This is a genomic window from Thioclava sp. F28-4 (genome assembly GCF_002020045.1).
GTDB lineage: Bacteria > Pseudomonadota > Alphaproteobacteria > Rhodobacterales > Rhodobacteraceae > Thioclava > Thioclava sediminum.
Genome location: NZ_MPZQ01000007.1, coordinates 112,032 through 137,675, shown reverse-complemented (window position 1 = coordinate 137,675; position 25,644 = coordinate 112,032). Strand labels below are relative to the sequence as shown.

Sequence of the window (25,644 nt, the reverse complement as noted above, 5' to 3'; positions counted from 1 at the left end):
TCACAGATCGGCCCCCGCCGTATGCAGATGGCGCTTCGCGATGCGCAGAACCCGCGCCGAGACCTGCGGCTTCGCCTGCCGGATCAGGTTCAGATCGTGGGTCGCGATCACCACCGTCTTGCCCATCTTGTTCAGCTCGACCAACAGCGACAGCAGCCGAAGCGACATCTCCCAATCGAGGTTCCCGGTCGGCTCGTCGGCAAGGATAACATCGGGCGACATGATGACCGCGCGGGCCAGAGCGACGCGTTGCCGCTCCCCGCCCGACAGTTGCGGCGGCAGCGCATTCGCCTGCCGTTTCAGCCCGACCCAGGCCAGCAATTCGCGCAGCTGGGTCATGTCGGGCGTGCGGCGATTGACCGTCATCGGCAGCGCCACGTTCTCCTCCACCGAGAGGTGATCGAGGAACTGGCAGTCCTGATGCACGACGCCGATGCGCTGGCGCAGCCCCGCGATTTCGTCCCGGTTCATCTCGCGCACATCCTTGCCGAACAAGGACAAACGCCCCGCCGTCGGCAGCAATTCCGCGTAGCATAATTTGAGAAATGTGGTCTTCCCGGCCCCCGACGGTCCGGTCAGAAAATGGAATGACCCAGGGGCAAGCGTCAGGGACATATCGCTAAGGAGCTCCGCCCCGCTATAGCTCATCGCCACATTTTGCAGCTCGATCACTGCCAGCCCCTTTATTTGGTGCGCGTTTCGCGAATTAAGTGGCCCAAATCATTTGGACATTCCGCCCGCGCTTGCTACAACATAAGAAAGTGGTTGGCCAGAACGGCAAAACGCCAACACGGGCAGGGATGGGACAATATGCGGTTGGTTTGCCCCAATTGCGGTGCGCAATACGAAGTGGATGACGCTGTCATCCCAGATGGCGGACGGGATGTGCAATGCTCCAATTGCGGGCACGGCTGGTTCCAGCCGAGCAAGGATATGTTCTCCGCCGAACCCGACACCACAACCGCAGCGCCCCCGCCCGAAGGTTGGGATCTCGACGCCGAGACTGAGGCCGAGGCAGAGGTTGCACCCGAGGAAACTGAGGCTGAGGTGACGGCGGAGACGCCCACCGAATCTGAGCCCGTTTCCGAATCCGAGCAATCCTCCGAGCCCGAACAAGTTTTCGAGCCCGAGCCGCTTCCCGAACCCGAGCAACAACCAGAGCCCGAGGCCGCAACGCCCCTGCCCGAGCCCGAGCCAGTCGTGACGACGCAAAGCACGGACGATACGGATGCCGCCATTGCGGCGATGGTCTCGACGCCGGAGCCCGAGGATCAGGACGACGACGAGGAAGAGCCGGGCCTCGGCCCTGCCCCGCGTGTCGGCGCGACCCCGCGCAAACCGCTCGATGACGGGCTGCTGTCGATCCTGCGCGAAGAGGCCGAGCGCGAAGCCGCGCAGCGCCGCGCCGAAGGCTCGAGCGAGCTTGAGACGCAAGACGAATTGAACCTCGAAGAGCGCGAGACCAGCGAAGATGCGGAACGCGCCGCCGAGGCCGCCGCCGCCGATCTGGCGCGCCGCCGCAAAAGCGCGCAGGACTTCTCCGATCTCAACGAGTCCGAAGAGGATCGCGTGGCCGACCTGCTCGGCGAGGACGACGAAGACATGCGCGCGATCCGCGGACGCGAACGGCTGCCCGACATCGATGAAATCAATTCGACCCTCACCGCGACCTCGGATCGCGAGGGCGACAGCGTGGCCGAATTCTCGCCGGAAATGGCGCGCCGCCGCCGCTCTGGCTTCAGCCGCGGCTTCATCTTCGTGATGGCGCTCACCGCGATCTTGGCGCTGCTCTATGCTTTCGCGCCGGACATCGCCGCGAAGGTCCCGGCGCTCAAATCGCCGCTGACGCAATATGTCGTGGCGGTGGACGAGGGGCGCATCTGGCTCGACGACCAGTTGCAGATCCTGACCCATCGCCTCTCGCCCGAGGCGACCTCGGACGGCTTCACCGAATAAGTTTTCCTAATAATCTGCCGCCGCGCATAAGTTGAACTTATGCGCGCGCGGCGTCAGCCCGCGTTCGAGAACTGGTCGAGCAGCCGCTTGAGGTAGTCCAGCTCTTCCTCGGGGCGCAGACGATCGGCCGAGCGACGGCGGATTTCATCGAGCAGGTCCTGCGCCCGGCGATAGACATCTTCGCCGTTGAGCATCTGACGGTCGGTGCCGAGCTGGTTGCCCTCGCCCTGCGCCCGACCCAGCGGATCGCGCGGCATCTCGCGCCCACCCTGCTGTCCGGGCTGACCCGCCTGCTGATTGCCCTGCTGGCCGGGCTGCTGACCGTCACGGCGCGCCTGTTCGTTGCGCATCGCCTCGCCAAGCGCGCGCATCCCTTCGCGCAGCGCCTCGATCGCGTCGGCCTGACGGTCGATCGCCGCCGAATTGTCGCCCTCGCGCAGCGCCTCCTCGGCCTGATCCATTGCGCGCCCAGCATCGTCGAAACGCTTCTCGGCCTGCTGGCCCGCCTCGTTGCCGAAGCCCGGCAGCAGCCCGCGCTGGCGGTCGAGTTCGCGGCGCAGTGCGCGCTGGCGATCCGCGAGGCTTTGACCATCGACACCGCCCTGCCCGCCATTCAGGCCGGGCTGATCGCCCTGCCCCTGACCGTCGCGCTGCGCCTGCCCGTCCTGGCCTTGACCCTGACCGGGCTGGTCGCCGGGCTGCTGGCCCTGACCTTGTTGGCCTTGCTCGCCCTGCTGGCCTTGTTGACCCTGCTGGCCTTGCTGCTGACCCTGTTGCCCTTGCTGGCCCTGCTGACCGTTCTCGGCCTGCTGCTGGCGCTCCTCCGGGGTCATGAACTGGTCCTGCAGATCGCGGAACGCATCGTCGGACAGCTCCTGCTGCTTGCGCAGCGTATCCTGCATGTCGCGCATCGCCTGACCGCCGGGCATGTCGCCCTGACCGTTCTGGCCCTGCTGGACCTTGAGGTTCTCCATCATCCGCGCGAGCTGGTCGAGCAACTCCTGCGCCTCGGCCATCCGGCCCTCCTCCATCAGCTTCTGGATCTGGTCCATCATCTGCTGGATCTGGTCGCCGGTGATCTGTTGACCCTGCTGCGGCTGCTGACCGAATTGCGGGCCTTGTTCCTGCTGCTGCGAGCGCTCGGCAAGCATGCGGATGTAATTGTCGGTCGCCTCTTTCAGCTCCTGCATGAGCTTGGCGATCTCATCCTTGGACGCCCCGTTGCGAATTGCCTCGGAGAGCTTTTCCTGCGCCTTCTGCATCGCGGCCAAAGCATCGGCGAGCCCGCCATCCTCGACCAGCTCCGCCATCTTCCACAGCGCCTCGGCGATCTCGTCGCGGGCCTCGGGCGACAGGTCGGGATCGTCGAGCCGCCCGACCACGAGGCGGATCATCAGATACACCTCCTCGCGCTTGATGAAGCCCTCGTGCCGGTTCGAGATCGCGCGCAGCAGCTGATCGGCATAGCCGCGATTGTCGCGCGACCACAGCAGATCGCGGCGCACTTCGATCAGGGCGGAGGCGAGCGGGTCGAAGAAGCGCTTGCCGGGCAGGATGATCTCCTGCGTACCGGAAGAGCCGGTCTGGCCGCGCCCGTCCTCGACATCGAGCGTCAGTTTCACCGGCAGGTTCGCCCAAGGATGCTTCGCGGCATCCTCGACGAGGCTCTCGGTGAAATCGGCCCGCGAGCCGGAAATCGGCAGCGGCAGATCATAGATCAGATCGTCGCGCGGCTCGGGCGGAATTTGCAGACCGTAACGGCGATCGACCTTCGCCAGATCCAGCGAGATCACCGCATGGCCCTTGGTCACGGCGTAATCGTCCTGCGCGGAGAAGGGCAGGCTCAGCTTGCCATCGGCGCGGCGATCCGGCGTTCCGGCCAGCGCGACCGAAGGCGCCTCGTCGGGGCGCACCACCACATTGAAGCGGCGCGCGGCGGGGCCTTTGAACTCCAGAAGCCCGTCGCGGACGGCCTCGAATTCGTGGGTCTCGATGCCGCTGGCGGTTTGCGCCGCGCCCTGTTCGGGAAGCGCGGCCGGGTTCGAGACGCTTTCGGAGAAGCCGATCGCGCCGGACGCGCCATACAGCCGGATCGAGAAGCGGGTGCCTTCAGGCACGATCAGCTCGTCGCCCTCGACCTTGTTCAGATAGAGCCCCGGCTTGCCGGTATAGCGCGGCGGCGCGGCCCAGCCCTCCCAGCTTGGGCCCATTGCGGCTTCGGCAGAGCCCGCAGGCGTCGGCAGTCCTTCGGTCGGGTGCAACAGCCGCTGCGGCACGCCGAAGATCACCGCGACGACCAAGGCCGTCAGCGCGGTCAGACGCAGCGCGTAAGGATCGCGGCGGGCAAGATCGGGTTTCGGACGCGGCGCGCGGGCGGCTTGCGCGGCCTTGGCCATGCGCCGCAGATGCGCCATCCAAAGCGCGCGGGCGGCGGGATCGTCCTGCCCCAGCGCCATCTCGTCGGTCAGCGCCGAAAGCGGACGGCCCGGCAGCGTCGCATCGAGCCGCGCAATCGCGTCCGTGCGGCGCGGCCAGCGCATCCGCCATGCGCCCCATGCCAGCGCGACGAGCGACGCGATCAGCGCGACCAGCCAGAACCAGCGCCCGCCCGGCCCCAGATAGGCAGGCAGCGCGAAGGCGATGGCGGTGGCGATCAACGCAAGAACCGAAAGAAGCGGCCAGAACGCGCGCAGCCCCCGCTCGACGATCATCCCGGCATGGGTGAGCGCAATAGGCCGGGCGAGCGGGGCCAGAGCGGCCTGCCCGTCCTCCTTCGTCGCGGTATCGCGCGAAGCTTTGCTGAACCAGTTCCTGACCGGCATACTCTCCCTATCCGTCGGCCCCGATTCCCTTCCTACGGATCAGAGCCACTCCGGGATCGTATCGCGGGAGAGCATTTCCTCAAAGCTCGGTCTTGCCCGAATGAGAGCGAATTCGCCGCCGCGCACCAGAACCTCGGGGATCAGCGGGCGAGAATTGTATTCCGAGGACATGACCGCGCCGTAGGCCCCCGCCGAGCGGAAAGCGACCAGATCGCCCGGGCCGAGCGGCGTCAGATTGCGCGCCTTGGCGAAAGTGTCGCCGGTCTCGCAAACCGGCCCGACGATGTCGAAAGGCGCGGATTCGGTGCCCGGCGCGGCTTCGATCACCGGGACGATGTCGTGATGCGCGCCATACATCGAGGGCCGCACGAGGTCGTTCATCGCCGCGTCGAGAATGAGGAAATCGCGCCCCTCGCCCTCTTTCAGCCAGATCACCGAGGTGACCAGAAGCCCGGCATTGCCCGAAATCAGGCGGCCCGGTTCGATCTCGATCTCGCAGCCCAGATCGCCGACGGTGCGCTGGATTACCTGCCCGTATTCGATGGGCAGCGGCGGCGCGGAGTTCGAGCGCTCATAGGGAATGCCCAGACCGCCGCCGAGGTCGAGACGGCGGATATCGTGGCCATCTGCGCGCAGCGCCTCGGTCAGCTCGCGGACCTTGAGGAAGGCCGCCTCGAAGGGCTCCAGATCGGTCAGCTGCGAGCCGATATGCACGTCGATGCCCACGACCTCGATGCCGGGCAGCTGGGCCGCCTCGGCATAGACCGCGCGGGACTTGGCGATCGGGATGCCGAACTTGTTCTCGGATTTGCCGGTCGCGATTTTCTCATGGGTCTTCGCGTCGACATCCGGGTTCACCCGCAGCGCGATCGGCGCGGTGACGCCCATCGACGCGGCGATTTCCGAGATCGCGAGCAGCTCCGGCTCGGACTCGACATTGAACTGGCGGATACCGTTCTCGAGGACGTAGGCGATCTCCTCGCGGGTCTTGCCCACGCCCGAGAAGACTACGCGATCCCCCGGCACGCCAGCCGCCCGCGCCCGGCGATATTCGCCGCCCGAGACCACATCCATCCCCGCGCCCAGATCGCCCAGAACCTTCAGCACCGCGAGGTTCGAGTTCGACTTGATCGCGAAGCAGATCAGGTGATCCGTCCAGCTGAGCGCCTCTTCGAACAGCTTGAAATGGCGCTCCAGCGTGGCGGTCGAATAGACGTAGAAAGGCGTGCCGACGGCCGCCGCGATCTCGGGGATCGGCACATCCTCTGCATGAAGGACGCCGTCGCGATAGAGGAAATGATCCATGAGAGGTCTCGATTACTGGGACTGGTTACCATCCGCCTCGGACGGCGGGACGGGCGGACCGTCGACACCGCAGGCGGCGAGCGAGAGAAGAAGCGTCAGGGCGAGGGTCAGGGTCTTGGTCATGGGGTCACCGAAAGGGTCATGATGCCAACGCGCGCCGTCGCGGCGGGATAAACTTTGATGCCGTCACGGTTGATGCCGACATGCGTGTGCAGCTCCGGATCGGCGGCACAGGCGCCAAGCAGACCGATCAGCATGAACGGAGCCGCGAATTTCATCCAAGCCGTTCCTTCCAGCGAGCGATCTGCGCGCGCACCTGATCGGGCGCGGTTCCGCCGTAAGACTGGCGCGAGGCGACCGAGTTGTGAACCCCGAGCACGTCGAAGACGCTCTCCGTGATCGCCGGATTGATCGACTGCATCTGTTCGAGGCTCAGATCGGGCAGATCGCAGCCTTTTTCCTCGGCCATGGCCACCAGCGAGCCGGTGACGTGGTGGGCGTCGCGGAAGGGCAGCCCCGCCTCGCGCACCAGCCAGTCGGCCAGATCGGTCGCGGTCGAGAACCCGCCCGAGGCCGCGGCCTCCAGCTTGTCCGCGTTCACCGTCATGTCGCCGATCATCCCCGCCATCGCGGCAAGCGCGAGCATCAGGTTGTCGGCGGCGTCGAAGACCTGCTCCTTGTCTTCCTGCATGTCCTTCGAATAGGCGAGCGGCAGCCCCTTCATCACCGTGAACAGCGCGACCGAGGCCCCGAGGATGCGCCCGATCTTGGCGCGGATCAGCTCTGCCGCGTCCGGGTTGCGCTTCTGCGGCATGATCGAAGAGCCCGTCGACCACTTGTCCGACATCGCGACAAAGCGGAACTGCGCCGAGGACCAGATCACCAGCTCTTCGGCGAGGCGCGACATGTGGACCGCGCAGATCGACCCGGCCGAGAGGAATTCCAGCGCGAAATCGCGATCCGACACCGCGTCGAGCGAGTTCGCCATCGGACGGTCGAAGCCCAGCGCCTCGGCCGTCGCGTGGCGGTCGATCGGAAAGCCGGTACCCGCCAGCGCCGCAGCCCCCAGCGGGCATTCGTTCATCCGCTTGCGCGCATCCTCAAAGCGGGATTTGTCGCGTGCGAACATCTCGACATAGGCCATCATGTGATGGCCGAAGGTCACCGGCTGCGCGGTCTGCAGATGGGTGAAGCCGGGCATGACCCAGTCGGCACCCTCCTCGGCCCGGGTCAGCGCGGCGCGGATCAGCGTGTCGAGACCGGTGATCGCGGCGTCGCATTGCTCGCGCACCCAGAGACGGAAATCGGTCGCGACCTGATCGTTGCGCGACCGCGCCGTGTGCAGCCGCCCCGCCGGTTCGCCGATCACCTCTTTCAGCCGCGCCTCGACATTCATGTGGATGTCCTCGAGCGCGGTCGAGAAGGGAAAACCGCCCGCTTCGATTTCTGACAAAACCGTGAGCAAACCTTCTCCGATCGCCTCGGCATCCTTATCACTAATGATGCCTTGCGCGGCGAGCATCGCGGCGTGGGCCCGGCTGCCGCGGATATCCTGCGCGTAGAGCCGCTGGTCATACCCGATCGAGGCGTTGATCGCCTCCATGATCGCGTCAGGTCCCGCGGCGAAACGCCCGCCCCACATCGCGTTGGAGGACTTGTTCTCGTCGGTCTGATCGGTCATGGTCTGAGGCCCTTGCTAGGAGGCTATATGTTACGGTTTCTCGTCCTTTATACGGCGCTGGCGCTGGGTGCAAATGTTGCGCAGGCCGCGGATCTAGATGCGGTGAAATCGGGGCAGATGGAATCCCTCGTCACCTATGACGAACCGCTGCCACTGCCGCCCTTCACGGTGACCGACGAAAGCGGCGACGAGCATTCGATGAAAGATTTCGAAGGCAAGGTGGTCCTGATCAATTTCTGGGCGACGTGGTGCCCGCCCTGCCGCGAGGAAATGCCCTCGCTGAATGCGCTGCAAAAAGCCTATGGCGAGAATGGATTTCAGGTGATGACGATTGCCACGGGCGGCTCGAACTCGCCCGAGAAAGTCGCCGCCTTCTTCGACAAGGAAGGCATCGACGCCCTGCCCCGCTTCCACGACGATGCCAATTTCGCCGCCCGCGCGATGGGCGTTCTCGGACTGCCGGTCTCCGTGCTGGTCGACAAGAACGGCCACGAGGTTGGCCGGATGATCGGCGGCGCGGAATGGGATTCGCCCGACGCGAAGAAGGTCATCGAGGCGCTGATCGACGAGAAGTAAGGGAGGGTAGTGTGGCGGCAGCAGGCACTTTGCCGCCGGACCGGTCTTCCGTTGCGGCCCGATTTTCGATCGCATCCCGAGCAACCCGGTCCGCGTGTCGCAACATTTTGCAGAGTCCGGCGTCTGGGCTGCATCTGAACTGCCAGCCACGCCTCTGCCCGCGCGAACTTGTTCTTCGCAGTTCTACGCTGAATGTTTCCTTTGGCGCTTCGGTCCGCCGAGACTCACGCCGCGCTTCTCCCTGCGCGCAGATAGCGCCCTAGCCAATGTTCGATCTCTTCCGACAGGGCCAGGATGGCCTCCAGCCGCCCTTTGATATCGTCATGGAAACTGTCGAGCTGGTCGATCGTAGCCGCGAGGCCGCCATTCGCATCCCGCATGCGCCCACACTCGACGCGCCCGAGAACGCGGATCGTGTCGAGCCCGAGCAACTGGCGACGAATGTCTCGGCTTTGGTTCATCATATCGTCGGCGAGTTCGGCCGCTTGACGCATCGCGGCATTTGCATCGGCGGTGCCTTTGGTGACGAGCGACTGAAGCAATGCGCGTTCTTCCTCTCGGGGCTGATCATTCTGCACCTCTTCGCCCATAAAATTGGTGCTCATTTCGTTTAGGACGCGCGCGCAGCCCAGTTGGAACACGGCGCGCGCGACCTGAAAGGCCATCTGACCGCAGAGATTGCCGCGACCGGCAACGAATTTGCGCAGCCGCTCCGAGATGACAGCAGACGAGGCTTTGTAATTTTCCGAGATCGCGGACACCGGCCCTCCGGACGGCTCTAGCCGCGAGGCAACGATCCGCATGTTGTTAGGCACGGATTGCAATGCTTCGAAACTGCGTAGAAGTCCGAATTGCTCCTTCGTGAGGCGCCCCATCGCGGTGTTCAATTCGGCCAGCATCCGCGTATTCTCATCGGCATTTCGATTGAGGCGGCGATCCCGTTCGGTAAGCTCAAGCGCCAGCGCATAGGCCATGAAGGCGGTGTAGCTGGAATAGCCGCCACGCTCCGCGAAATCACGCAGCAGCGTCGCGCTCTCCTCCGGGTCGAGCGACTCCGCCCGCTCGCGCGCAGAGAGATCACGGTAGAGCTGGTGGATTTCATCGGACAGCTCGCTCGTCGGTTTCAGCCGGACCGAGAGGTAGCCCCCCTCGATCGGCATGACGACCGCGAAGACCCAATACCACCCGCCGCCTTTCGCCTTGTTCTTCACATAGGCGCCCATGGGATAGCCTTTTTTCAGCGCATCCCAAAGCACCCTGAACACCGCTCGCGGCGTATCGGGATGACGCACGATCTTATGCGGCGCCCCGATCATCTCGGACCACTCGAACCCCGCGGTGCGCCGAAAAATCTCGTTGCCCGATTGGATCACCCCGCGCGTATCGGTGCGCGAGTAGAACAATTCTTCCAGCGCGAAAGGCACCTCGTTGGTGCCGCGCAGTGCCGGCTGCCCCATTTTCGTCATCGCCCATTCTGTTGCATCAAGGTCCACCCTAGGCACCTGCCGGTTACCATCGACTTAACGCCAGATGCGAATTTCCCGTTAACCACGTGTCCGGCCTATTTCCCGGTCTTTACCCCTTCTTAGGCGCTTGCGCCGATACTTGGCTCGAAGGCGAAGGAGGGGCAGATGACGAATCGAGACGCGAGGGCCATGCCGGTGCATCGTGACGAAGATAGCCCGCTGAGCTTTGCGGCTGCCGAGCAAAGTCGGCAGGCCTTGGCCATGGTGCGCGCGGCGATCGACCGGCAAGACGTCATGCTGGCCTATCAGCCCGTGATCCAGACCTGTCGCCCCGACCGACCCGCGTTTTACGAGGGCCTGATCCGGGTTCTCGACGATCGCGGGCGCATCATCCCCGCGAAGGAGTTCATCAACGCGATCGAACGGACGGAGGTCGGGCGAAAACTCGATTGCCTCTCGCTCGAACTGGGTCTGAAAGCGCTTCTTGGGCAGCCGGATCTGCGCCTGGCGATCAACATGTCGGCGCGCTCGATCGGCTACGCGCCCTGGACCAAGGTCCTCAATCGGGGCCTTGCGGTCGATGAAACCGTCGGCGAGCGTCTCATACTGGAGATTACCGAAAGCTCGGCGATGGAAATTCCCGAACTGGTCAGCGTCTTCATGGAAGATTTGCAGGCCCGCGGCGTCAGTTTCGCTCTCGACGATTTCGGGGCGGGCTACACGTCTTTCCGCTATCTGCGGGATTTCTACTTCGACATCATCAAGGTCGATGGGCAGTTCATTCGCGGCATCTCGCACGATCCGGACAATCAGGCGCTGACGAAATCGCTGCTCGACGTGGCGCGCCATTTCGAGATGTTCACGATCGCCGAAGCGGTCGAGTCGCTGGAGGATGCCGAATATGTGGCAAGCCTCGGCGTCGATTGCATGCAGGGCTATTACTTCGGCGCGCCGACGATCCACCCCCCGTGGAGCCAGTCTCACGAACCGCAACGGAGACGTGCATGACCCCAGCCAGAGCGCAATAAAGTTGCGTTAACAATTTCCCGAGCGACGGGATTAAGCTTGACCTCTCGTTCCCTTCCGCCATGCTGCGCAGCAGCAGAACGGACGCGCTGTCGCGCCCGCTTAAGTGATGAGGAGGATCCCATGACCAATGTCGTCATCGTCTCGGCCGCGCGCACGCCCGTCGGCTCGTTTTTGGGCGCGTTTGCCAATACGCCCGCACATGACCTCGGCGCCGCCGTGATCGAGGCTGTCGTCGCCCGCGCCGGGATCGAGAAGTCCGATGTGTCCGAAACGATCCTCGGTCAGGTGCTGACCGCGGGCCAAGGCCAGAACCCCGCCCGCCAAGCCCATATCAACGCGGGCCTGCCGATCGAAAGCGCTGCCTGGTCGATCAACCAGGTCTGCGGTTCGGGCCTGCGCACGGTCGCTCTCGGCGCCCAGCATATCATGTGCGGCGATGCCGATATCGTCGTCGCGGGCGGCCAGGAAAGCATGTCCCTCAGCCCCCATGTCGCGCATCTGCGCGCGGGTCAGAAGATGGGCGACATGAAGATGATCGACTCGATGATCAAGGACGGGCTGTGGGACGCGTTCAACGGCTACCACATGGGTCAGACCGCCGAGAATGTCGCCACCCAGTGGCAGATTTCGCGCGAGATGCAGGACGAATTCGCGCTGGCGTCGCAGAACAAGGCAGAAGCCGCGCAGAAAGCTGGCAAGTTCGCCGACGAGATCGCCGCCTTCACCGTGAAGACGCGCAAGGGCGACACGGTCGTGGATCAGGACGAATATATCCGCCACGGCGCGACGATCGAGAACATGCAGAAGCTGCGTCCGGCCTTCGCCAAGGACGGCTCGGTGACCGCAGGCAACGCGAGCGGCATCAATGACGGTGCGGCCGCGGTGCTGCTGATGTCGGAGGAAGAGGCCGAGAAGCGCGGGCTCACGCCGCTGGCCCGCATTGCCTCCTACGCGACCGCCGGGCTCGACCCGTCGATCATGGGCTGCGGCCCGATCCCGTCCTCGCGCAAGGCGCTGGAGAAGGCGGGCTGGAAAGCCTCCGATCTCGACCTGATCGAAGCCAACGAAGCCTTCGCAGCGCAGGCCTGCGCGGTGAACAAGGACATGGGTTGGGACGTCAGCAAGGTGAACGTCAATGGCGGCGCCATCGCCATCGGCCACCCGATCGGCGCCAGCGGCGCGCGAATCCTCAACACCCTTCTGTTCGAGATGAAGCGTCAGGGCGCGAAAAAAGGCCTCGCCACGCTCTGCATCGGTGGCGGTATGGGCGTCGCAATGTGCATTGAAGGCCTCTAACGGCAAAAAAATGCTGCATCTGCAAAAAGAGCGCGCAACTTTGTTGCGCGCTCTTGTCATTTTCGGTAACAGCATTTCAAGGGCATTCCATTTGGAGGAGGAATCATGGCGAGAGTTGCATTGGTCACCGGCGGATCGCGCGGCATTGGCGCGGCGATCTCGAAGGCGCTGCAGGCGGCGGGCTACACGGTCGTCGCGAACTATGCCGGCAATGAGGAGGCTGCGGCCAAGTTCACCGAGGAGACGGGGATCAAGACCTACAAATGGTCGGTCGCCGATTACGACGCCTGCGCGGCGGGGATCGAACAGATCGAATCCGAGGTCGGCCCGATTGACGTTCTGGTGAACAACGCGGGCATTACCCGCGACGCGCCCTTCCACAAGATGACCCGCGAGCAGTGGAACCAGGTGATCGACACCAATCTCAGCGGCATCTTCAACATGACCCACCCGCTCTGGACGAAGATGCGCGAGCGCAAGTTCGGCCGGGTCGTCAACATCTCCTCAATCAACGGCCAGAAGGGTCAGTTCGCGCAGGCGAATTACTCGGCGGCGAAAGCGGGCGATCTGGGCTTCACCAAAGCGCTGGCGCAGGAAGGCGCGCGCGCAGGCATCACGGTCAACGCGATCTGCCCCGGCTATATCGCGACCGAGATGGTCATGGCGGTGCCGGAGAAGGTGCGCGAGTCGATCATCGGCCAGATCCCGGTTGGGCGTCTGGGCGAGCCCGAAGAAATCGCGCGCTGCGTGGTGTTCCTCGCCTCGGACGATGCGGGCTTCATCACCGGCTCGACGATCACCGCGAATGGCGGTCAGTACTTCATCTGATTTCGCCTCTTGGCATTCTCGACGGAGGCCCGCATTTTGCGGGCCTCTTTGTTTTGGCGGGGACAGCATGACACGCGGCAAGGCCACTTCGATCGGGTTCACGGCGGTACTGCTGTGGGCGCTGCTGGCGCTGTTCACCGTGGGGTCGGCCCCGGTGCCGCCTCTGATGCTGAACGCGCTGTGTTTCGCTTTGGGCGGCGCGGTGGGCGTGATCTGGCTGGTGGCGACCGGCGCGCTGGGGCAGCTGCGGCACGTCTCGTGGAAGGTCTATCTCGCCGGGACCGCGGGGCTGTTCGGCTATCATTTCCTCTATTTCTCGGCGCTGCGCCTCGCGCCCCCGGCCGAGGCCGGGCTGATCGCCTATCTCTGGCCCCTGCTGATCGTGCTCTTTTCCGGGTTGCTGCCCGGCGAGCGGCTGACGCTTTGGCATGTCGCGGGGGCGGTGCTTGCGTTTGGCGGAGCCGCGCTGATCCTCGGGGGCGGAGTCTCCGCCGATCCGGCGGCGCTGCCCGGCTATGGGCTGGCGTTGATTTGCGCGCTGACATGGTCGAGCTATTCGCTGCTGTCGCGTCGGTTCGGCGCGGTGCCGACGGCGGCGGTCGCGGTCTATTGCCTCGCGAGCGCCGCCCTGTCGGCCGTCGCCCATCTTGCGCTGGAGCCGACGATCTGGCCTGCGGACGCGATCGGCTGGGCCTCTGTGATTGGCTTGGGGCTGGGGCCGGTCGGGCTTGCCTTCTACACATGGGATCTTGGCGTGAAGCGCGGCGATATTCAGCTGCTGGGCACGGCCTCCTACGCGGCCCCTCTGGTCTCGACGCTGGTGCTGGTCGCAGTCGGGATTGCGGACGCCCGCCCGACCCTGCTGATTGCGGCGGCGATGATCGCGGGCGGCGCCGGGCTGGCGGCGCTTGGCGGTCGGCGTCGGCGCGTCGCGCCCCCTCCACCCGACATGACCGGGCAGGAGATGCCGCGGAAAGGTTCGGCCTGAGTCGGCGCCCCCTCGAACGGCCCTTTTCAAACGACACGGGCCGCCCCGAAGGACGGCCCGATTAAACTCGTGGGAGGGCCCTCAGGCCGTTTCGAGGCGGTGGATTTCCTCTTTCAGCCTAAGTTTTTGCCTTTTCATCTGAGCGATTTCGAGATCGTCGATGCCGGGTCTGCGCGAAGCGCGCTCGACCTCCATCGACAGAGCCTCATGTTTTTTGCGAAGTTCGGTGATATGCGAACCAAGCGACATGGCAGTCTCCTCTCCAGTTGTCAGCCCGTCGATTGCAGCACAGGTTTTGAGTCGTGTCACGGAAATGTCGTATAGCGACGGGTTATCCCCAGCATTTTCGCGAAATCTTGCGAAAGCGTTAACGCGGAATCGGCAATTTTTGACCTTCGCGCAGGATTTCGCGCGCAATTTCCGTCAAATCCTCTGCATCGCGTGAGTGCATCGGCGCCGAATGCAGGATCAGCGGCGCCAGAAGCTGCAGCGGGGTCCGCGCACCTTTGCGGGCGGTGACGATCACCCGCCGCGCCGGGCGACCGACTCGGGGCGCGATCGGCAGAACGGAGATCGCGCCGGTCCGCCCGTGCAGCCCCACCAGCAGATCCGCCAGACGGTCGGCCTGCTGGATCAGCGTGATCCGCCCCTCGGGCTTGAGCCGTCGCAGCCCCGCGTCGAGCCATGCGCTGATCGGCGTCGCCTCACGCTGCGCACGCTCGCGCCCGGGATCGGCGGCGGGCGTGCCATCCTCGGGCCCGAAATAGGGCGGGTTGGCGATGACGTGATCGAAGCTGCGCGCGCGCAGATCGGCGGGCATCTGCGCCAGATCACCCTCGATCACCTCGAGCGCGACCCCGTTCTCCGCCGCGTTGCGCCGGGCCAGATCGGCATAGGCGGGCTGCAATTCCATCCCGCTTTGCGCAAGCCCCGGCACCCGCCAGCCAAGACACAGGCTCGCCACCCCGGCCCCGCAGCCGAGCTCCAGAACCGACTGGCCCGCCTGCGCCGGACAGGCCGCCGCGAGCAGGACCGGGTCCATCGCCGCGCGGTAGCCCGCGCGCGGCTGGGAGATGCGCAACCGCCCGCCGAGAAAGCCATCGACTGTCAGTTCATCGGGCCCGAACCGATCCATGGGCATCAATCCGATTTGATCTCGTTATCGCGCAGAACCGCCTGCGCCATGAACATGTCGCTGTCGCGCACCATCAGGCGGCGCGGAAGGATTCCGAGCGAGCCTTCCAGCACGCTCGTATGGACGTCGAGTTGAAACGTGCTTATACCCTCGCCCTCGAGAAGGGCGGTCGCCATGGCCAGTTTCACCGGGTCCGTGCTGCGCAGTAGCTCTTTCATATCCCTCACTTACGGCCCCTTGCGAGGGCTGTCGAGATGAGGCAGATCGAAGGGATGAACATGAGCCTCGACGACAAGCCCGACAACACGGCGAAACCGCATGACCGGCTCGCGGAAGCCTTGGCAAGCGACATGGCGGCGGTGGATGCGCTGATCGCCGAGCGCATGGCCTCGGAGAACGCGCCGCGCATCCCCGAAGTGACCGCCCATCTGGTCGGCGCGGGCGGCAAACGGCTGCGGCCGATGCTGACCGTCGCGGCGGCGCGGCTGTGCGGCTACGAGGGCAATCTGCATCACAACCTCGCGGCGGCGGTCGAGTTCATCCATACCGCGACGCTGCTGCATGACGATGTGGTCGACGAGAGCAAGCAGCGCCGGGGCCGTCCGACCGCGAACCTGCTCTGGGACAACAAGTCGAGCGTGCTCGTTGGCGATTACCTCTTCGCGCGGTCGTTCCAGCTGATGACCGACACCGACAACCTGCGGGTTCTGTCGATCCTGTCGAACGCCTCCGCCGTCATCACCGAGGGCGAAGTGCTGCAGCTCTCGGCGGCGGAAGACCTGAACACGACCGAGGGCACCTATTACAAGGTGGTGCGCGGCAAGACCGCGGCGCTGTTCTCGGCGGCGACCGAGGCGGGCGCGGTTCTGGCCGGTGCACCGGAGGATCAGATCGCGGCGCTGCACGATTACGGCGAAAGCCTCGGGATCGCGTTCCAGGTGGTCGACGATCTGCTGGACTATCTCAGCGATGCCGAGACCATGGGCAAGAACGTGGGCGACGATTTCCGCGAGCGCAAACTGACCCTGCCGCTGATCAAGGCGCTGGCGAAAGCCGACGCGGACGCCCGCGCCTTCTGGACCCGCACCATCGACAAGGGCGACCAGCGCGACGGCGATCTGGAGCATGCGATGGAGCTGCTGCACGCGACCGGCGCGCTGGAAGAGACGCGCGCCGCTGCCCTTGAATGGGCCGATCGCGGGCGCGAGCGGCTCAAGGTGCTGCCCGAGAGCGAGTTGCGGCAGATGCTGGACGATCTGGCGGATTACGTGGTGGCGCGGCTGCGCTGAGGGGGGCTCTGCCCCCCGCCCTGCGGGCGCCCCCCGGGATATTTAGATCAAGAGGAAGAGGCGCGGCTTTGGGGCTGCGCCTCTTCCTCTTGATCGCCGAGCAAGCCAGACGCGTGCCACCAGTCGGGGCGACGTTGGGCCAGCATCGCCTCGGCGGCCTGCGCCCCGTCCAGCGTCTCGAACAGCGCGAAACAGGTGGCCCCCGAGCCCGACATGCGCGCGAGGCGGCAACCGGGCAGCATCATGAGACCGTCCAGAACCTCCCCGATCACCGGGGCGGAGGCGATGGCGGGGGCTTGGAGGTCGTTGCGCTGGGTCGCGAGCCAGTCGATGCAATCGGCCGCGCCAGTGAAACTCGGCAGCACTTCCGGCATCGGGGGATTGTCCTTCGAATCGAGCCCCTTGAAGATCGCAGGCGTCGGCACTTCCACGCGCGGATTGACCAGAAGCGCGGGCAGCGGCGGCAGGGCCACGGGGTCGAGCGTCTCGCCTATACCGCGCACGCGCTGAGGCTGCGGCGTCAGGCACATTGGCACGTCTGCCCCGAGTTGCGCGGTCTCTGCCGGGAGCGGCTGGTCCCAAAGCGCAGCCAGCCCCCGCAGCGCAGCCGCCGCGTCTGACGATCCACCGCCGATGCCCGAGGCGGGCGGCAGATATTTGTCGAGATGGATCTCGGCCCCCTGCCCCGCCGGGCGCGACAGGAGGGACGCGGCCTTCAGCACGAGGTTCGACGGATCGGCGGGCACGCCCGCCGCCTCCGGTCCAGCCACGCTGAGCGAAAGCGCGTCGCTGTCGCGCAGCACCAGCCGGTCGCCCATCGGCCCGAAGGCCACGAGGCTGTCGAGCAGGTGATAGCCATCGGCCCGCTGGCCGATGACATGAAGCGTCAGGTTGATCTTCGCCGGCGCGAAGGCGTCAATTATTCGCATCGCTCGCGGGCGTTTCGGGGGCGGCCTGAGCAGTATCCTTGCTCGGGCCCTTATCCTCGAGCGGCGGCAGACCCTGCTCCTTGCGCAGCTGGTCCAGACCCACCTCGATCTTGCGGCGGATCGCGTCGGGATCGAGCTCCTCGGTGGTCTCCGCATCGTCGGTCGCGAAGGACAACGCGCGGCGCCACTGGAATTTCGCCTCGCGCTGACGCCCCACGGCCCAGAGCACATCGCCCAGGTGGTCGTTGAGCAGCGGATCGCGCGGCTCGAGCTCCACGGCGCGCTCCATCTTCTCGGCCGCTTCCTGATAATGGCCAAGCTTGAACAGCGCCCAGCCGAGGCTGTCGATGATGAAGCCCGCATCGGGACGCTCGGCGGCGGCCTTGCGGATCATGTCGAGCGCTTCGTCGAGATTCTCGCCCTTGTCGACATAGGAATAGCCCAGATAGTTCAGCACCGAGGGCTGATCGGGCGAGAGGCGCAGCGCCTCGCGGAAGCCCTTCTCGGCCTCGTCCCAATTGCCCGAGCGTTCCTGCGCGATGGCGCGCGAATACCAGACGAACCAGTCCTTCGGCTCGGGCTGGCCAAGCAGGTCGATCGCCTTGTCATAAGCTTTCGCGGCCTCAGCAAAGCGGCTCTCGCGGCGCAGCGTGTCGCCCAGAGCGGTCCAGACGCCCACGAGCTTGGGACGGCTGCGCGACAGGTTCTCGAGCACTTCGATCGCCGCATCGTTGCGGCCCGCGCGCACCATCGATTCCGCGCGCCCGATCTCGGCGGCGTGGTAGATCGGGCTGTCGGGCTTGATGTCGGCATAGGCTTCGATGGCAAGGTCGTATTGGCCCTGCTGGTCGAGCATCGACGCGGTCAGCAGCGTCGCGTCATCCATGTCGGGCCGGATCATGTTTGCCAGCCGCGAATGCACCAGCGTGAACGTGTCGGGTGCATCCCCGATCAGCGCCTGTGCGACCGAGTAATAGACCTCCGCCACGCCGTCGGACGCGTTGCGCACGACGTCGAAGGGCAGCGTGTCACCCGCCTCCAGCTTGGTGCGAATGTCCTTCAGCTGCGGGTCGAGATCCTTACCGAAGCGATCCTCGATCAGTTTCAGCGCCTCTTTGTTCTTCTCGAGCTGCGAGAGCACTTCGACATGGGCCAGCACACCGCGGCGGGTCGAGGTGATCTTCTCGCCATGCTCGCCGCTCAGGATCGCATCGGCGCCTTCGTAATCGCCGACCAGCGCCAGCGCGAGCGCCTTGTGGAAGCCCGCGAAAGCCGCGAGGCCCTGCTGCTTGCCGACCTCGTCGAAGGCCGCGGAGGCGTCGGACATTTTGCCGTCGCCCGCCAGCGCCCAGGCCTTGGTCAGACCGCCCACGAGCGGCCCGGGATCGGCGCCGCTGTCGAGAAGCGCGAGCGCCCCGGTCCAGTTCTTGTCATGCGCATCGGCCGCCAGCGCGGTGAGCGCCGCGATCTGGCTACCGGTCCCGGCCTCCACCATCTGCTGCGCAAGCGGCGTGGCGCGGTCGAAATCGGCGATCGCGATCTCGGAGACGAGCGTTGCTTCTGCGGTCGCGCCGCTGGTATCGCCGCTGGCCATCAGCTGACGGTAGTAATGCGCGGCCTCGGCGAAATCGAATTGCTGCGACGCGATGCGCGCGGCGAGATAAGCCCCCGCCTCTGCCGGGCTGGGGTCATTCGCGGTGTCGGCAGCATCGCCTTTCGCGGCGGCGTCATCGGCGGCCTGCGCCGCATCTTCGGCGCTGCCAGCCTTCGGCGCATCCTGAGCCAGCAGCGGCATCGGCGCGGTGGAGCCCATCAAGAGGGCGAAGAGCGCAAGGCGCAGCGGGGTCTTCAAACTCGACACGAAACGGTCCTCTCATTCGGGTTGAAATCGAGCGTAACGGCGCGCTGCGGGCATTACAATGAGCCGAACCACCGCACGCGGGAAGCCGCCTGCACAGACACGGCGTTGTGATGAGGGAATTGACGTAAAGTCGTCGCGCGCGGATACTCAACCACAGCTTCAGGCGAGACGACGAGAATTCGCCAGGCTCGAAGGCTACGCATAACGAGTATTTGCAGATTGCACATCTTTAAGGTTAGCAGTCTGCCTGTAAATTCTTCTTCGAGTTGAAAGACGATCACCTTGTGACTGATACCCAAGTCAAGTTCATCAACGCCAAATCTCCCGATATGACTCGAGTGACCACGCTGCTCGATCTCTGCAGTGGCGAAAACAGCTGGGCAAATCGCGGCCCTCTGTATCGAAAGCTCGTAGAATCATTCGCTACGCATTTCAACTTCGGACCGCAAACATCCGTCACGCCCTGCGCGAACGCCGGAATTGCATTGGAGGCGATGGCGAAGCTTCTGGCGCTGCGCGAGGGGCGCGCGCTGCGATGGGTCGGCTCCGCGTTCAGCTTTCAGAACCTGGGACGCGGCCACTTCGCCGATATGCACTTTGTCGATTGCGACGATCAGGGGCTTCTCGACCTGGATCAGTTGAAGGCGCTTCCCGAAGACAGTTTCGACGGGCTCGTCGTCGTGAATCCGTTCGGCCTTCATCGGGACTTCTCCGCCTATATCGAATACGCCAAGGCCACCGGGAAACTCCTGCTTCTGGATAACGCGGCGGGGATCAGCCGCGATTTGCCCGATTGGCCGTGGCAGGCGCTCAGCCTGCACCACACCAAGCCTTATGGCATGGGCGAAGGTGGTCTTGCGATTACGCCCGCGGAGCTATCCGAAGAGTTCTACAGCCTGATCAATTACGGGGCGGTTCCAGCGGAACCGTCTTGCTGGGTGAACAACGGCAAGATTTCCGATATTTCCTGCGCCTTTCTGATCGACCGCCTCGAGCGGGTCGACACTTGGGAGAAAGAGTATTTCGAGCAGGCCGAGCGCGTGCATGACATCGCGCGCGAGCTTGGCCTGCGCCCTTTGACGCCATTCAACATCGGCGCGCCCGCCATGAGCTGGGGTTATCTTGGACAGACGGAAATCCCTTTGGAAACGATCTTGGACAGCAAACAGCTGACCTTCGGAAAATATTACAAACCGCTGGCTGACCTGCCGAAGACGACGGAGCTGTATCGCAATCTCGTCAACATCCCGACGCATCCCGATGTCGCCCTGCTGAGCGACCGGGATTTGCGGGAGGCGATCGAGCGCCTGCTCTGAACTCAGGCGGGATCGCTCTTGGTCTGGATAACCTTCGCGGGGACTCCCACCGCGACACTGTTTTCGGGAATTTCCCGGACCACAGCAGCCCCCGCGCCGATCACCGAAGCCCGGCCGACGGGGATGCGTTGAATGATGCTCGCCCCGGTGCCGATCTCGACTTCCTCCGCCAAGCGGACATTGCCCGAGATATTCGCCCCCGGGCTGATCGTCGAGAAGGATCCGATTTCCACATCATGCCCAACTGTCGCGCTGAGATTGATGTGAACATGATCGGACAGCTCGATATCTGTCGTCAGGCAGGCGCCTGCGCAAATGATGACACCGTCGCTCAGCCGGACATTCTCACCGAGCCACGCCCACGGATGCACCAGCACCGGAAAAGCGTGTCCGCGCGCGCCCAAACGGGTCGCAATGCCCTTGCGTGCAGCCGGAGAGCCAATCGCGATGACAACATCCGGCAGCGGGTCGTCTCCGAAGGTGGACAGATCGGAGGTGACCGGCAGCCCGTGGACCGTCTCCGGGTGCTCGATGCCGGGATCGACCGCAAAGCCGAGCACGTTCCATGTCGCAGCCTCCGCGTTAATCGCATGAATTACCTGAAGGACTTCGCGCCCGAAGCCGCCGCAGCCATAGATCACGATGTTTCGCATGGGCACAAACTCCTCCTCGCAGCCGGCGCGATCAGCCGAAGCGCTCTTTCAGAATAGCGAGAAAGCGCAAGACATTCTCGGTTTCCTGCTCTCTTGCCGCTGCCATGTCGGCAATCAACTGATCGCGCGTCGCGCGCGCCCAGTCGATTTCCTACTCACCATAAGCGACCCCGTGCTTCAACTCGAAGCCGTCCCGCCAATCCTCCGCACTCAAGCCCGGACGTGGGACGACCACCGGCACACAGCCCGCCAGCGCCGCGTAATAGGCATACATCGTGTAGAGGTCGTGGCAGTAGAAAACTTCGGTCTTATTGAAGACCTCGGCGATTTCTTGGTGACTGAGACCGTCGAGCGGAATAGCGCGGTCGCCTTCCGGGATTTGCGAGAGCGTGTCCGTTCCCTTCCGGATCATCCGGCAACTGCCGGAGCGCGAACGGTTTTCATCCCGATAGACGTCCTCGCGCAGCCACCGCACCCGCAGCAGACGATCGGGTGAAACGGAGGCCACACCTTCGGCGAAGGCTTCCTGATAGAAGAAGACTTCCTCGCTCGGATCGAGGGTCTCATTGCCGCCCAACAGGCCGGGGCGGTTCAGCAGCCAGCGGACCACGCGCTCGGCTTCCAGCGGGTTACCCCTGACCGTCTCCGGATAGACAACGATCGCATCGTCAAGGACCGCATCGGAGGCCATGGGCACATCCATGCTCTCATGCGCAAAAAATTCCGGCAGCTTCCGGCGATAGTTCCAGCGCTTCAACGCGCCAAGCCACGCGGGGCGCAGAGACCGGTAGGTCTTGCAGGGCTGACTCGCATAGGCGTCGACGCCAAGGCTCCGCATGCGGTCGATCAACGCGTGGAGCACGATCTGCCCCCCGCTGTTTTCGTCGAAGGGGCGACAGACCACGACGATCGGCCGGGTCGGAAACGAGCCAGTCGGGGCTTGTGTCGGCATATTCGGCCTTCCCAGAGTCCGGTGCAAAAAGGGGCCCGCAGGCCCCTTTCGCGATCACATGTTCGGGTAGTTCGGCCCGTCGCCGCCCTGCGGGGTGGTCCAGTTGATGTTCTGGCTCGGGTCCTTGATGTCGCAGGTCTTGCAGTGGACGCAGTTCTGGAAGTTGATCTGGAACTTCGCGTCGTCGCCCTCGCCGACCACCTCGTAGACGCCCGCCGGGCAGTAGCGCTGCGCGGGCTCGTCATATTTCGGCAGGTTCACCGAGATCGGGATCGACGGATCCTTCAGCTTCAGGTGGCAGGGCTGGCTCTCTTCATGGTTGGTGTTCGAGAAGCTGACATTGGTCAGGCGGTCGAAGCTCAGCTTGCCATCGGGTTTGGGGTAGTCGATCGGCTTGAACTTGCTCGCCTCGCCGGTCGCTTTCGCATCCGATTTGCCATGCTTGAGCGTGCCGAACAGCGAGAAGCCGAAGAGGTCGTTGGTCCACATGTCGAGCCCGCCGAAGATCAGCGAGGGGACCATCCCCCATTTCGACCACATCGGCTTCACGTTGCGGACCTTCTTGAGGTCGTTCGCGATCGGACCCGAGCGCAGATCGGCCTCGTATTCGGTCAGTTCATCGCCCGAACGACCGCCTTTGATGGCCTCCGCCGCGGCTTCCGCCGCCGCGATGCCCGACAGCATCGCGTTATGGTTGCCCTTGATGCGCGGCACGTTCACGAGCCCCGCCGAACAGCCCAGCAGCACCGCCCCCGGCACGGTCAGTTTCGGGATCGACTGCCAGCCGCCTTCCGAGATCGCCCGCGCGCCGTAAGCCACGCGCTTGCCGCCTTCGAGCAGTTCCGCGACCATCGGGTGATGCTTGAAGCGCTGGAACTCCATGTAGGGATACAGATGCGGGTTCTCGTAGTTCAGGTGCACCACGAAGCCGACATAGACCTGATTGTTCTCGAGGTGGTAGATGAACGACCCGCCGCCCGCATTGCCGCCCAGCGGCCAGCCCATCGTGTGGGTCACGGTGCCTTCGCGGTGCTTCTCCGGGTCGATCTCCCAGATTTCCTTCATACCGAGGCCGAATTTCTGCGGGCAGTGACCGTCGGAGAGGTTGTGCTTCTCCATCATCACCTTGGCGAGCGAGCCGCGCACGCCCTCGGCGATCATCACGTATTTGCCGCGCAGCTCCATGCCCGGCTCGTAGCCCGGACCCTCGGTGCCATCGGGATTCTTGCCGAATTCGCCCGCGACGACACCGGCGACGCGATCGCCGTCCCAAACGATTTCCGAGGCGGCCATGCCCGGGAAAATCTCAACGCCCAGACCTTCGGCCTGTTCGGCCATCCAGCGACAGACATTGCCCATCGAGACAATGTATTTGCCGTGGTTCGACATCAAGGGCGGCATCGGCCAGTTCGGGATGCGCATCGCCCCGGCCTCGCCCAGCATGTAGAAATTGTCCTTCTTGACCGGAACGGTAATCGGCGCGCCCTTGTCCTTCCAGTCGGGGATCAGCTGATCCAACCCGCTGGTGTCGAGCACCGCGCCCGACAGGATATGCGCGCCCACTTCCGAGCCCTTCTCGAGCACGACGACCTCGAGCTCCGGGTCGATCTGCTTGAGACGGATCGCCGCCGAAAGCCCTGCAGGCCCCGCGCCCACGATCACCACATCATATTCCATCGACTCGCGCGTCACTTCGGTCATGTCTGTCGAACCCCTTGCTGGTCGTCCTAGCTGGCGTCCTGCCTAGCCTACCTCGCGTAACGAGGCAATTGTTACGCTGCGATGCCGCGTAACAATCTTGCGCCAAATTACAATCCCTTCCCAGACTGAGGAGATCGGCAATTCGCCGCGAAAATCGCGCTGTCCACTTGACTTCCGGGGGTCAGAGCAGATTTAGATGCCCTGAATTGGGGACAGTTCCGAATTCGGGAGCCTTCCATGGACAAACAACCGATGACGCGCGCGGGTTTCGACGCGCTCAATACAGAATTGAAAAAGCTCAAGTCCGAAGAGCGGCCCGCGATCATTGCTGCGATCGCGGAAGCGCGGGAATTGGGCGACCTCTCGGAGAATGCCGAATACCATTCGGCACGCGAGAAGCAGGGCTTTATCGAAGGCCGGATCAAGGAGCTCGAAGGGCTTCTGGGCCGGGCCGAGGTGATCGACCCGTCGAAGATGTCGGGCGCCGTCAAATTCGGCGCGACCGTCACCATCGTCGACGAGGACACCGACGAAGAGAAGACCTACCAGATCGTCGGCGAGCCCGAGGCCGATCTGGAGAAGGGCAAGCTCAACATGAAATCGCCGCTGGCGCGTGCGCTGATCGGCAAGGACGAGGGCGACTCGGTCGAGGTTCGCACGCCGGGTGGCGACAAGGCTTACGAAATCCTCAAGATCGTTTTCGCCTGACGCGGTCGTCCCCTGCGCGGTGAGCATTTGACCGCGCGCCACTGACGGAGAGCCTGAATGGAAGGACCCGCAGAGCAGGACAAGGACCGGTTCGCCATGCCCGGCGGACCGCAATCGCCTGCCGGTCGTCCACGCCTCAAGACGCGATATCCCGGCGCGCCGGAATGGATCGCGCTGGGGCTGAGCCTCCTGTGGGTCTTCATGGTCGTGGCCTTCTGGTTCTTCGCCCCGGGGATCGCGCGCGCCGCGTCGCTGTTCGCCACCGTCAGCCTCGTCGTCGGGATGGCGGTGCCGATCGTGATGATCTGGGTCGCGGCCGTAACGGCCCGCGCAACTCGCGAGATGCGCGCCGAGACCGCCGCCCTCAAGCAATCCATCGAGGCGATGCGCACGGCCTGGCTCAATCAGCAGGCGCTGCGCACCGATCAGAATGTCGAGAAGAAGCTCGACGAGATCGCCGCCGTCGCCCGGCAGGCCGAAACCACCATCGCGACCTTCGCCTCGCGCCGCGATGTGCAGGCGAGCCAGCCCTCCGCCGATCGCAAGGCGGCGCTGGTCGCACCGCCCCCGCCGCGGCCCGATGACAGCGAACCGATGCTGGCGCTCGGCACCCCTGCCGAGGAGTTGCGCGCGCCGCTCTCGGTCGCCGATTTCGTCCGCGCACTGAACTTCCCGGACTCGCCCGACGATACCGAAGGCTTCCGCGCGCTGCGCCGCGCCCTTGAAGACCGGTCGACGGCGAAGCTGCTGCGCTCGGCGCAAGATGTGCTGAATCTGCTCGCGCAGGACGGCATCTACATGGACGACCTCAAACCCGACCGCGCCCGGCCCGAGCTGTGGCGTCGCTTCGCACAAGGCGAGCGCGGGCGCGAGATCACCAGCCTCGGCGGCATCCGCGACCGCTCGTCTCTGGCGCTCAGCGCAGGCCGGATGCGCGGCGACACGATCTTCCGCGACGTGGCGCATCATTTCCTGCGCCAGTTCGACCGCACCTTCGCCGAATTCGAGAAGAACGCGTCGGATCAGGACATCGCCGAGATGGCCGAGACCCGCACCGCGCGCGCCTTCATGCTGCTGGGGCGCGTCACCGGAAGTTTCGACTGAGGGGGGCCCGCCCCCTCGGGCTTCGCCCTCACCCCCGGGATATTTTTGC

General features: G+C 64.7%; 24 protein-coding genes. 10 read left to right on the top strand and 14 right to left on the bottom strand.

The genetic code is table 11. From position 1 onward, the window contains the following. Complete coding sequence (locus BMI87_RS15595; RefSeq protein WP_078522536.1) at positions 1 to 672, bottom strand: cell division ATP-binding protein FtsE; 672 nt, start codon at positions 670 to 672, stop codon at positions 1 to 3. 138 nt (positions 673 to 810) lie between these two features. Between BMI87_RS15595 and BMI87_RS22815 the strand changes: the two genes are divergently transcribed. Continuing rightward, on the top strand, positions 811 to 1,956 hold the full coding sequence (locus BMI87_RS22815; protein ID WP_078522535.1) for a zinc-ribbon domain-containing protein: 1,146 nt from the start codon (positions 811 to 813) through the stop codon (positions 1,954 to 1,956). Positions 1,957 to 2,009: 53 nt separating this feature from the next. Here BMI87_RS22815 and BMI87_RS15585 read toward each other — a convergent pair whose 3' ends face one another. From BMI87_RS15585 to argH, 4 genes are all read right to left on the bottom strand, one after another. Then, on the bottom strand, positions 2,010 to 4,778 hold the full coding sequence (locus BMI87_RS15585) for a DUF4175 domain-containing protein (protein WP_078522534.1): 2,769 nt from the start codon (positions 4,776 to 4,778) through the stop codon (positions 2,010 to 2,012). 39 nt (positions 4,779 to 4,817) lie between these two features. Then, the gene (lysA, locus tag BMI87_RS15580; protein ID WP_078522533.1) at positions 4,818 to 6,083 is read right to left on the bottom strand and encodes a diaminopimelate decarboxylase; all 1,266 of its coding nucleotides are present in this window, start codon (positions 6,081 to 6,083) and stop codon (positions 4,818 to 4,820) included. Between the two features lie 119 nt (positions 6,084 to 6,202). Continuing rightward, positions 6,203 to 6,361, bottom strand: coding sequence for a hypothetical protein (locus BMI87_RS22580; protein WP_168175223.1), 159 nt, complete (start codon positions 6,359 to 6,361; stop codon positions 6,203 to 6,205). Next, a complete protein-coding gene (gene argH / locus BMI87_RS15575; protein ID WP_078522532.1) occupies positions 6,358 to 7,764 on the bottom strand; it encodes an argininosuccinate lyase in 1,407 nt (468 codons plus the stop codon). Before argH ends, BMI87_RS22580 begins: the two co-directional genes overlap by 4 nt. 27 nt (positions 7,765 to 7,791) lie before the next feature. On the opposite strand from argH, the gene BMI87_RS15570 reads away from it, so the two are divergent. Beyond that, positions 7,792 to 8,340, top strand: coding sequence for a TlpA disulfide reductase family protein (locus BMI87_RS15570; protein WP_078522531.1), 549 nt, complete (start codon positions 7,792 to 7,794; stop codon positions 8,338 to 8,340). Positions 8,341 to 8,564: 224 nt separating this feature from the next. Here BMI87_RS15570 and BMI87_RS15565 read toward each other — a convergent pair whose 3' ends face one another. Beyond that, positions 8,565 to 9,797, bottom strand: a complete 1,233-nt coding sequence (locus BMI87_RS15565) for a PAS domain-containing protein (RefSeq protein WP_232621651.1) — start codon at positions 9,795 to 9,797, stop codon at positions 8,565 to 8,567. Positions 9,798 to 9,971: 174 nt separating this feature from the next. Here BMI87_RS15565 and BMI87_RS15560 point away from each other — a divergent pair, with 174 nt between their 5' ends. The 4 genes from BMI87_RS15560 to BMI87_RS15545 all read left to right on the top strand — a co-directional run bounded on the left by BMI87_RS15560 (position 9,972) and on the right by BMI87_RS15545 (position 13,947). Continuing rightward, positions 9,972 to 10,814, top strand: coding sequence for an EAL domain-containing protein (locus BMI87_RS15560; protein WP_078522529.1), 843 nt, complete (start codon positions 9,972 to 9,974; stop codon positions 10,812 to 10,814). A gap of 141 nt (positions 10,815 to 10,955) precedes the next feature. After that, positions 10,956 to 12,131, top strand: a complete 1,176-nt coding sequence (locus BMI87_RS15555; protein ID WP_078522528.1) for an acetyl-CoA C-acetyltransferase — start codon at positions 10,956 to 10,958, stop codon at positions 12,129 to 12,131. A 105-nt stretch (positions 12,132 to 12,236) separates the two neighbouring features. Beyond that, positions 12,237 to 12,959, top strand: coding sequence for a beta-ketoacyl-ACP reductase (locus tag BMI87_RS15550; RefSeq protein ID WP_078522527.1), 723 nt, complete (start codon positions 12,237 to 12,239; stop codon positions 12,957 to 12,959). A gap of 67 nt (positions 12,960 to 13,026) precedes the next feature. Next, entirely contained in the window at positions 13,027 to 13,947 is a 921-nt protein-coding gene (locus BMI87_RS15545) for a DMT family transporter (protein WP_078522526.1), read from the top strand. 81 nt (positions 13,948 to 14,028) lie between these two features. On the opposite strand, the gene BMI87_RS15540 is transcribed toward BMI87_RS15545, so the two are convergent. The 3 genes from BMI87_RS15540 to BMI87_RS15530 form a co-directional block, all read right to left on the bottom strand. Next, complete coding sequence (locus BMI87_RS15540; RefSeq protein ID WP_078522525.1) at positions 14,029 to 14,196, bottom strand: YdcH family protein; 168 nt, start codon at positions 14,194 to 14,196, stop codon at positions 14,029 to 14,031. 118 nt (positions 14,197 to 14,314) lie between these two features. Beyond that, positions 14,315 to 15,082 (bottom strand): tRNA1(Val) (adenine(37)-N6)-methyltransferase, encoded by a 768-nt coding sequence (locus BMI87_RS15535; protein WP_078522637.1) that lies wholly within the window; start codon positions 15,080 to 15,082, stop codon positions 14,315 to 14,317. Positions 15,083 to 15,087: 5 nt separating this feature from the next. After that, positions 15,088 to 15,300 carry a DUF2007 domain-containing protein gene (locus BMI87_RS15530; protein WP_075773958.1) on the bottom strand — a complete coding sequence of 71 codons (213 nt, stop codon included), beginning with the start codon at positions 15,298 to 15,300 and terminating at the stop codon, positions 15,088 to 15,090. 36 nt (positions 15,301 to 15,336) lie between these two features. Here BMI87_RS15530 and BMI87_RS15525 point away from each other — a divergent pair, with 36 nt between their 5' ends. Further along, positions 15,337 to 16,371, top strand: a complete 1,035-nt coding sequence (locus BMI87_RS15525; RefSeq protein WP_246832716.1) for a polyprenyl synthetase family protein — start codon at positions 15,337 to 15,339, stop codon at positions 16,369 to 16,371. A gap of 47 nt (positions 16,372 to 16,418) precedes the next feature. Here the strand turns inward: BMI87_RS15525 and BMI87_RS15520 are convergent, their stop codons facing one another. Both BMI87_RS15520 and BMI87_RS15515 read right to left on the bottom strand, forming a co-directional pair. Continuing rightward, positions 16,419 to 17,300 carry a 4-(cytidine 5'-diphospho)-2-C-methyl-D-erythritol kinase gene (locus tag BMI87_RS15520; RefSeq protein WP_078522524.1) on the bottom strand — a complete coding sequence of 294 codons (882 nt, stop codon included), beginning with the start codon at positions 17,298 to 17,300 and terminating at the stop codon, positions 16,419 to 16,421. Beyond that, entirely contained in the window at positions 17,287 to 19,161 is a 1,875-nt protein-coding gene (locus BMI87_RS15515; protein ID WP_143593805.1) for a tetratricopeptide repeat protein, read from the bottom strand. Before BMI87_RS15515 ends, BMI87_RS15520 begins: the two co-directional genes overlap by 14 nt. Before the next feature lie 329 nt (positions 19,162 to 19,490). On the opposite strand from BMI87_RS15515, the gene BMI87_RS15510 reads away from it, so the two are divergent. Beyond that, complete coding sequence (locus BMI87_RS15510; protein ID WP_246832721.1) at positions 19,491 to 20,477, top strand: DegT/DnrJ/EryC1/StrS family aminotransferase; 987 nt, start codon at positions 19,491 to 19,493, stop codon at positions 20,475 to 20,477. Between the two features lie 2 nt (positions 20,478 to 20,479). On the opposite strand, the gene BMI87_RS15505 is transcribed toward BMI87_RS15510, so the two are convergent. From BMI87_RS15505 to BMI87_RS15495, 3 genes are all read right to left on the bottom strand, one after another. Continuing rightward, entirely contained in the window at positions 20,480 to 21,130 is a 651-nt protein-coding gene (locus BMI87_RS15505; RefSeq protein WP_078522521.1) for an acetyltransferase, read from the bottom strand. 151 nt (positions 21,131 to 21,281) lie between these two features. Continuing rightward, entirely contained in the window at positions 21,282 to 22,082 is an 801-nt protein-coding gene (locus BMI87_RS15500; RefSeq protein ID WP_078522520.1) for a hypothetical protein, read from the bottom strand. Between the two features lie 54 nt (positions 22,083 to 22,136). Next, positions 22,137 to 23,783 carry an electron transfer flavoprotein-ubiquinone oxidoreductase gene (locus BMI87_RS15495; RefSeq protein WP_078522519.1) on the bottom strand — a complete coding sequence of 549 codons (1,647 nt, stop codon included), beginning with the start codon at positions 23,781 to 23,783 and terminating at the stop codon, positions 22,137 to 22,139. A gap of 237 nt (positions 23,784 to 24,020) precedes the next feature. On the opposite strand from BMI87_RS15495, the gene greA reads away from it, so the two are divergent. Continuing rightward, positions 24,021 to 24,491 (top strand): transcription elongation factor GreA, encoded by a 471-nt coding sequence (greA, locus tag BMI87_RS15490; RefSeq protein ID WP_078522518.1) that lies wholly within the window; start codon positions 24,021 to 24,023, stop codon positions 24,489 to 24,491. Positions 24,492 to 24,548: 57 nt separating this feature from the next. After that, positions 24,549 to 25,595, top strand: coding sequence for a hypothetical protein (locus tag BMI87_RS15485; RefSeq protein ID WP_232621654.1), 1,047 nt, complete (start codon positions 24,549 to 24,551; stop codon positions 25,593 to 25,595). The last annotated feature ends 49 nt before the right edge of the window (positions 25,596 to 25,644 follow it).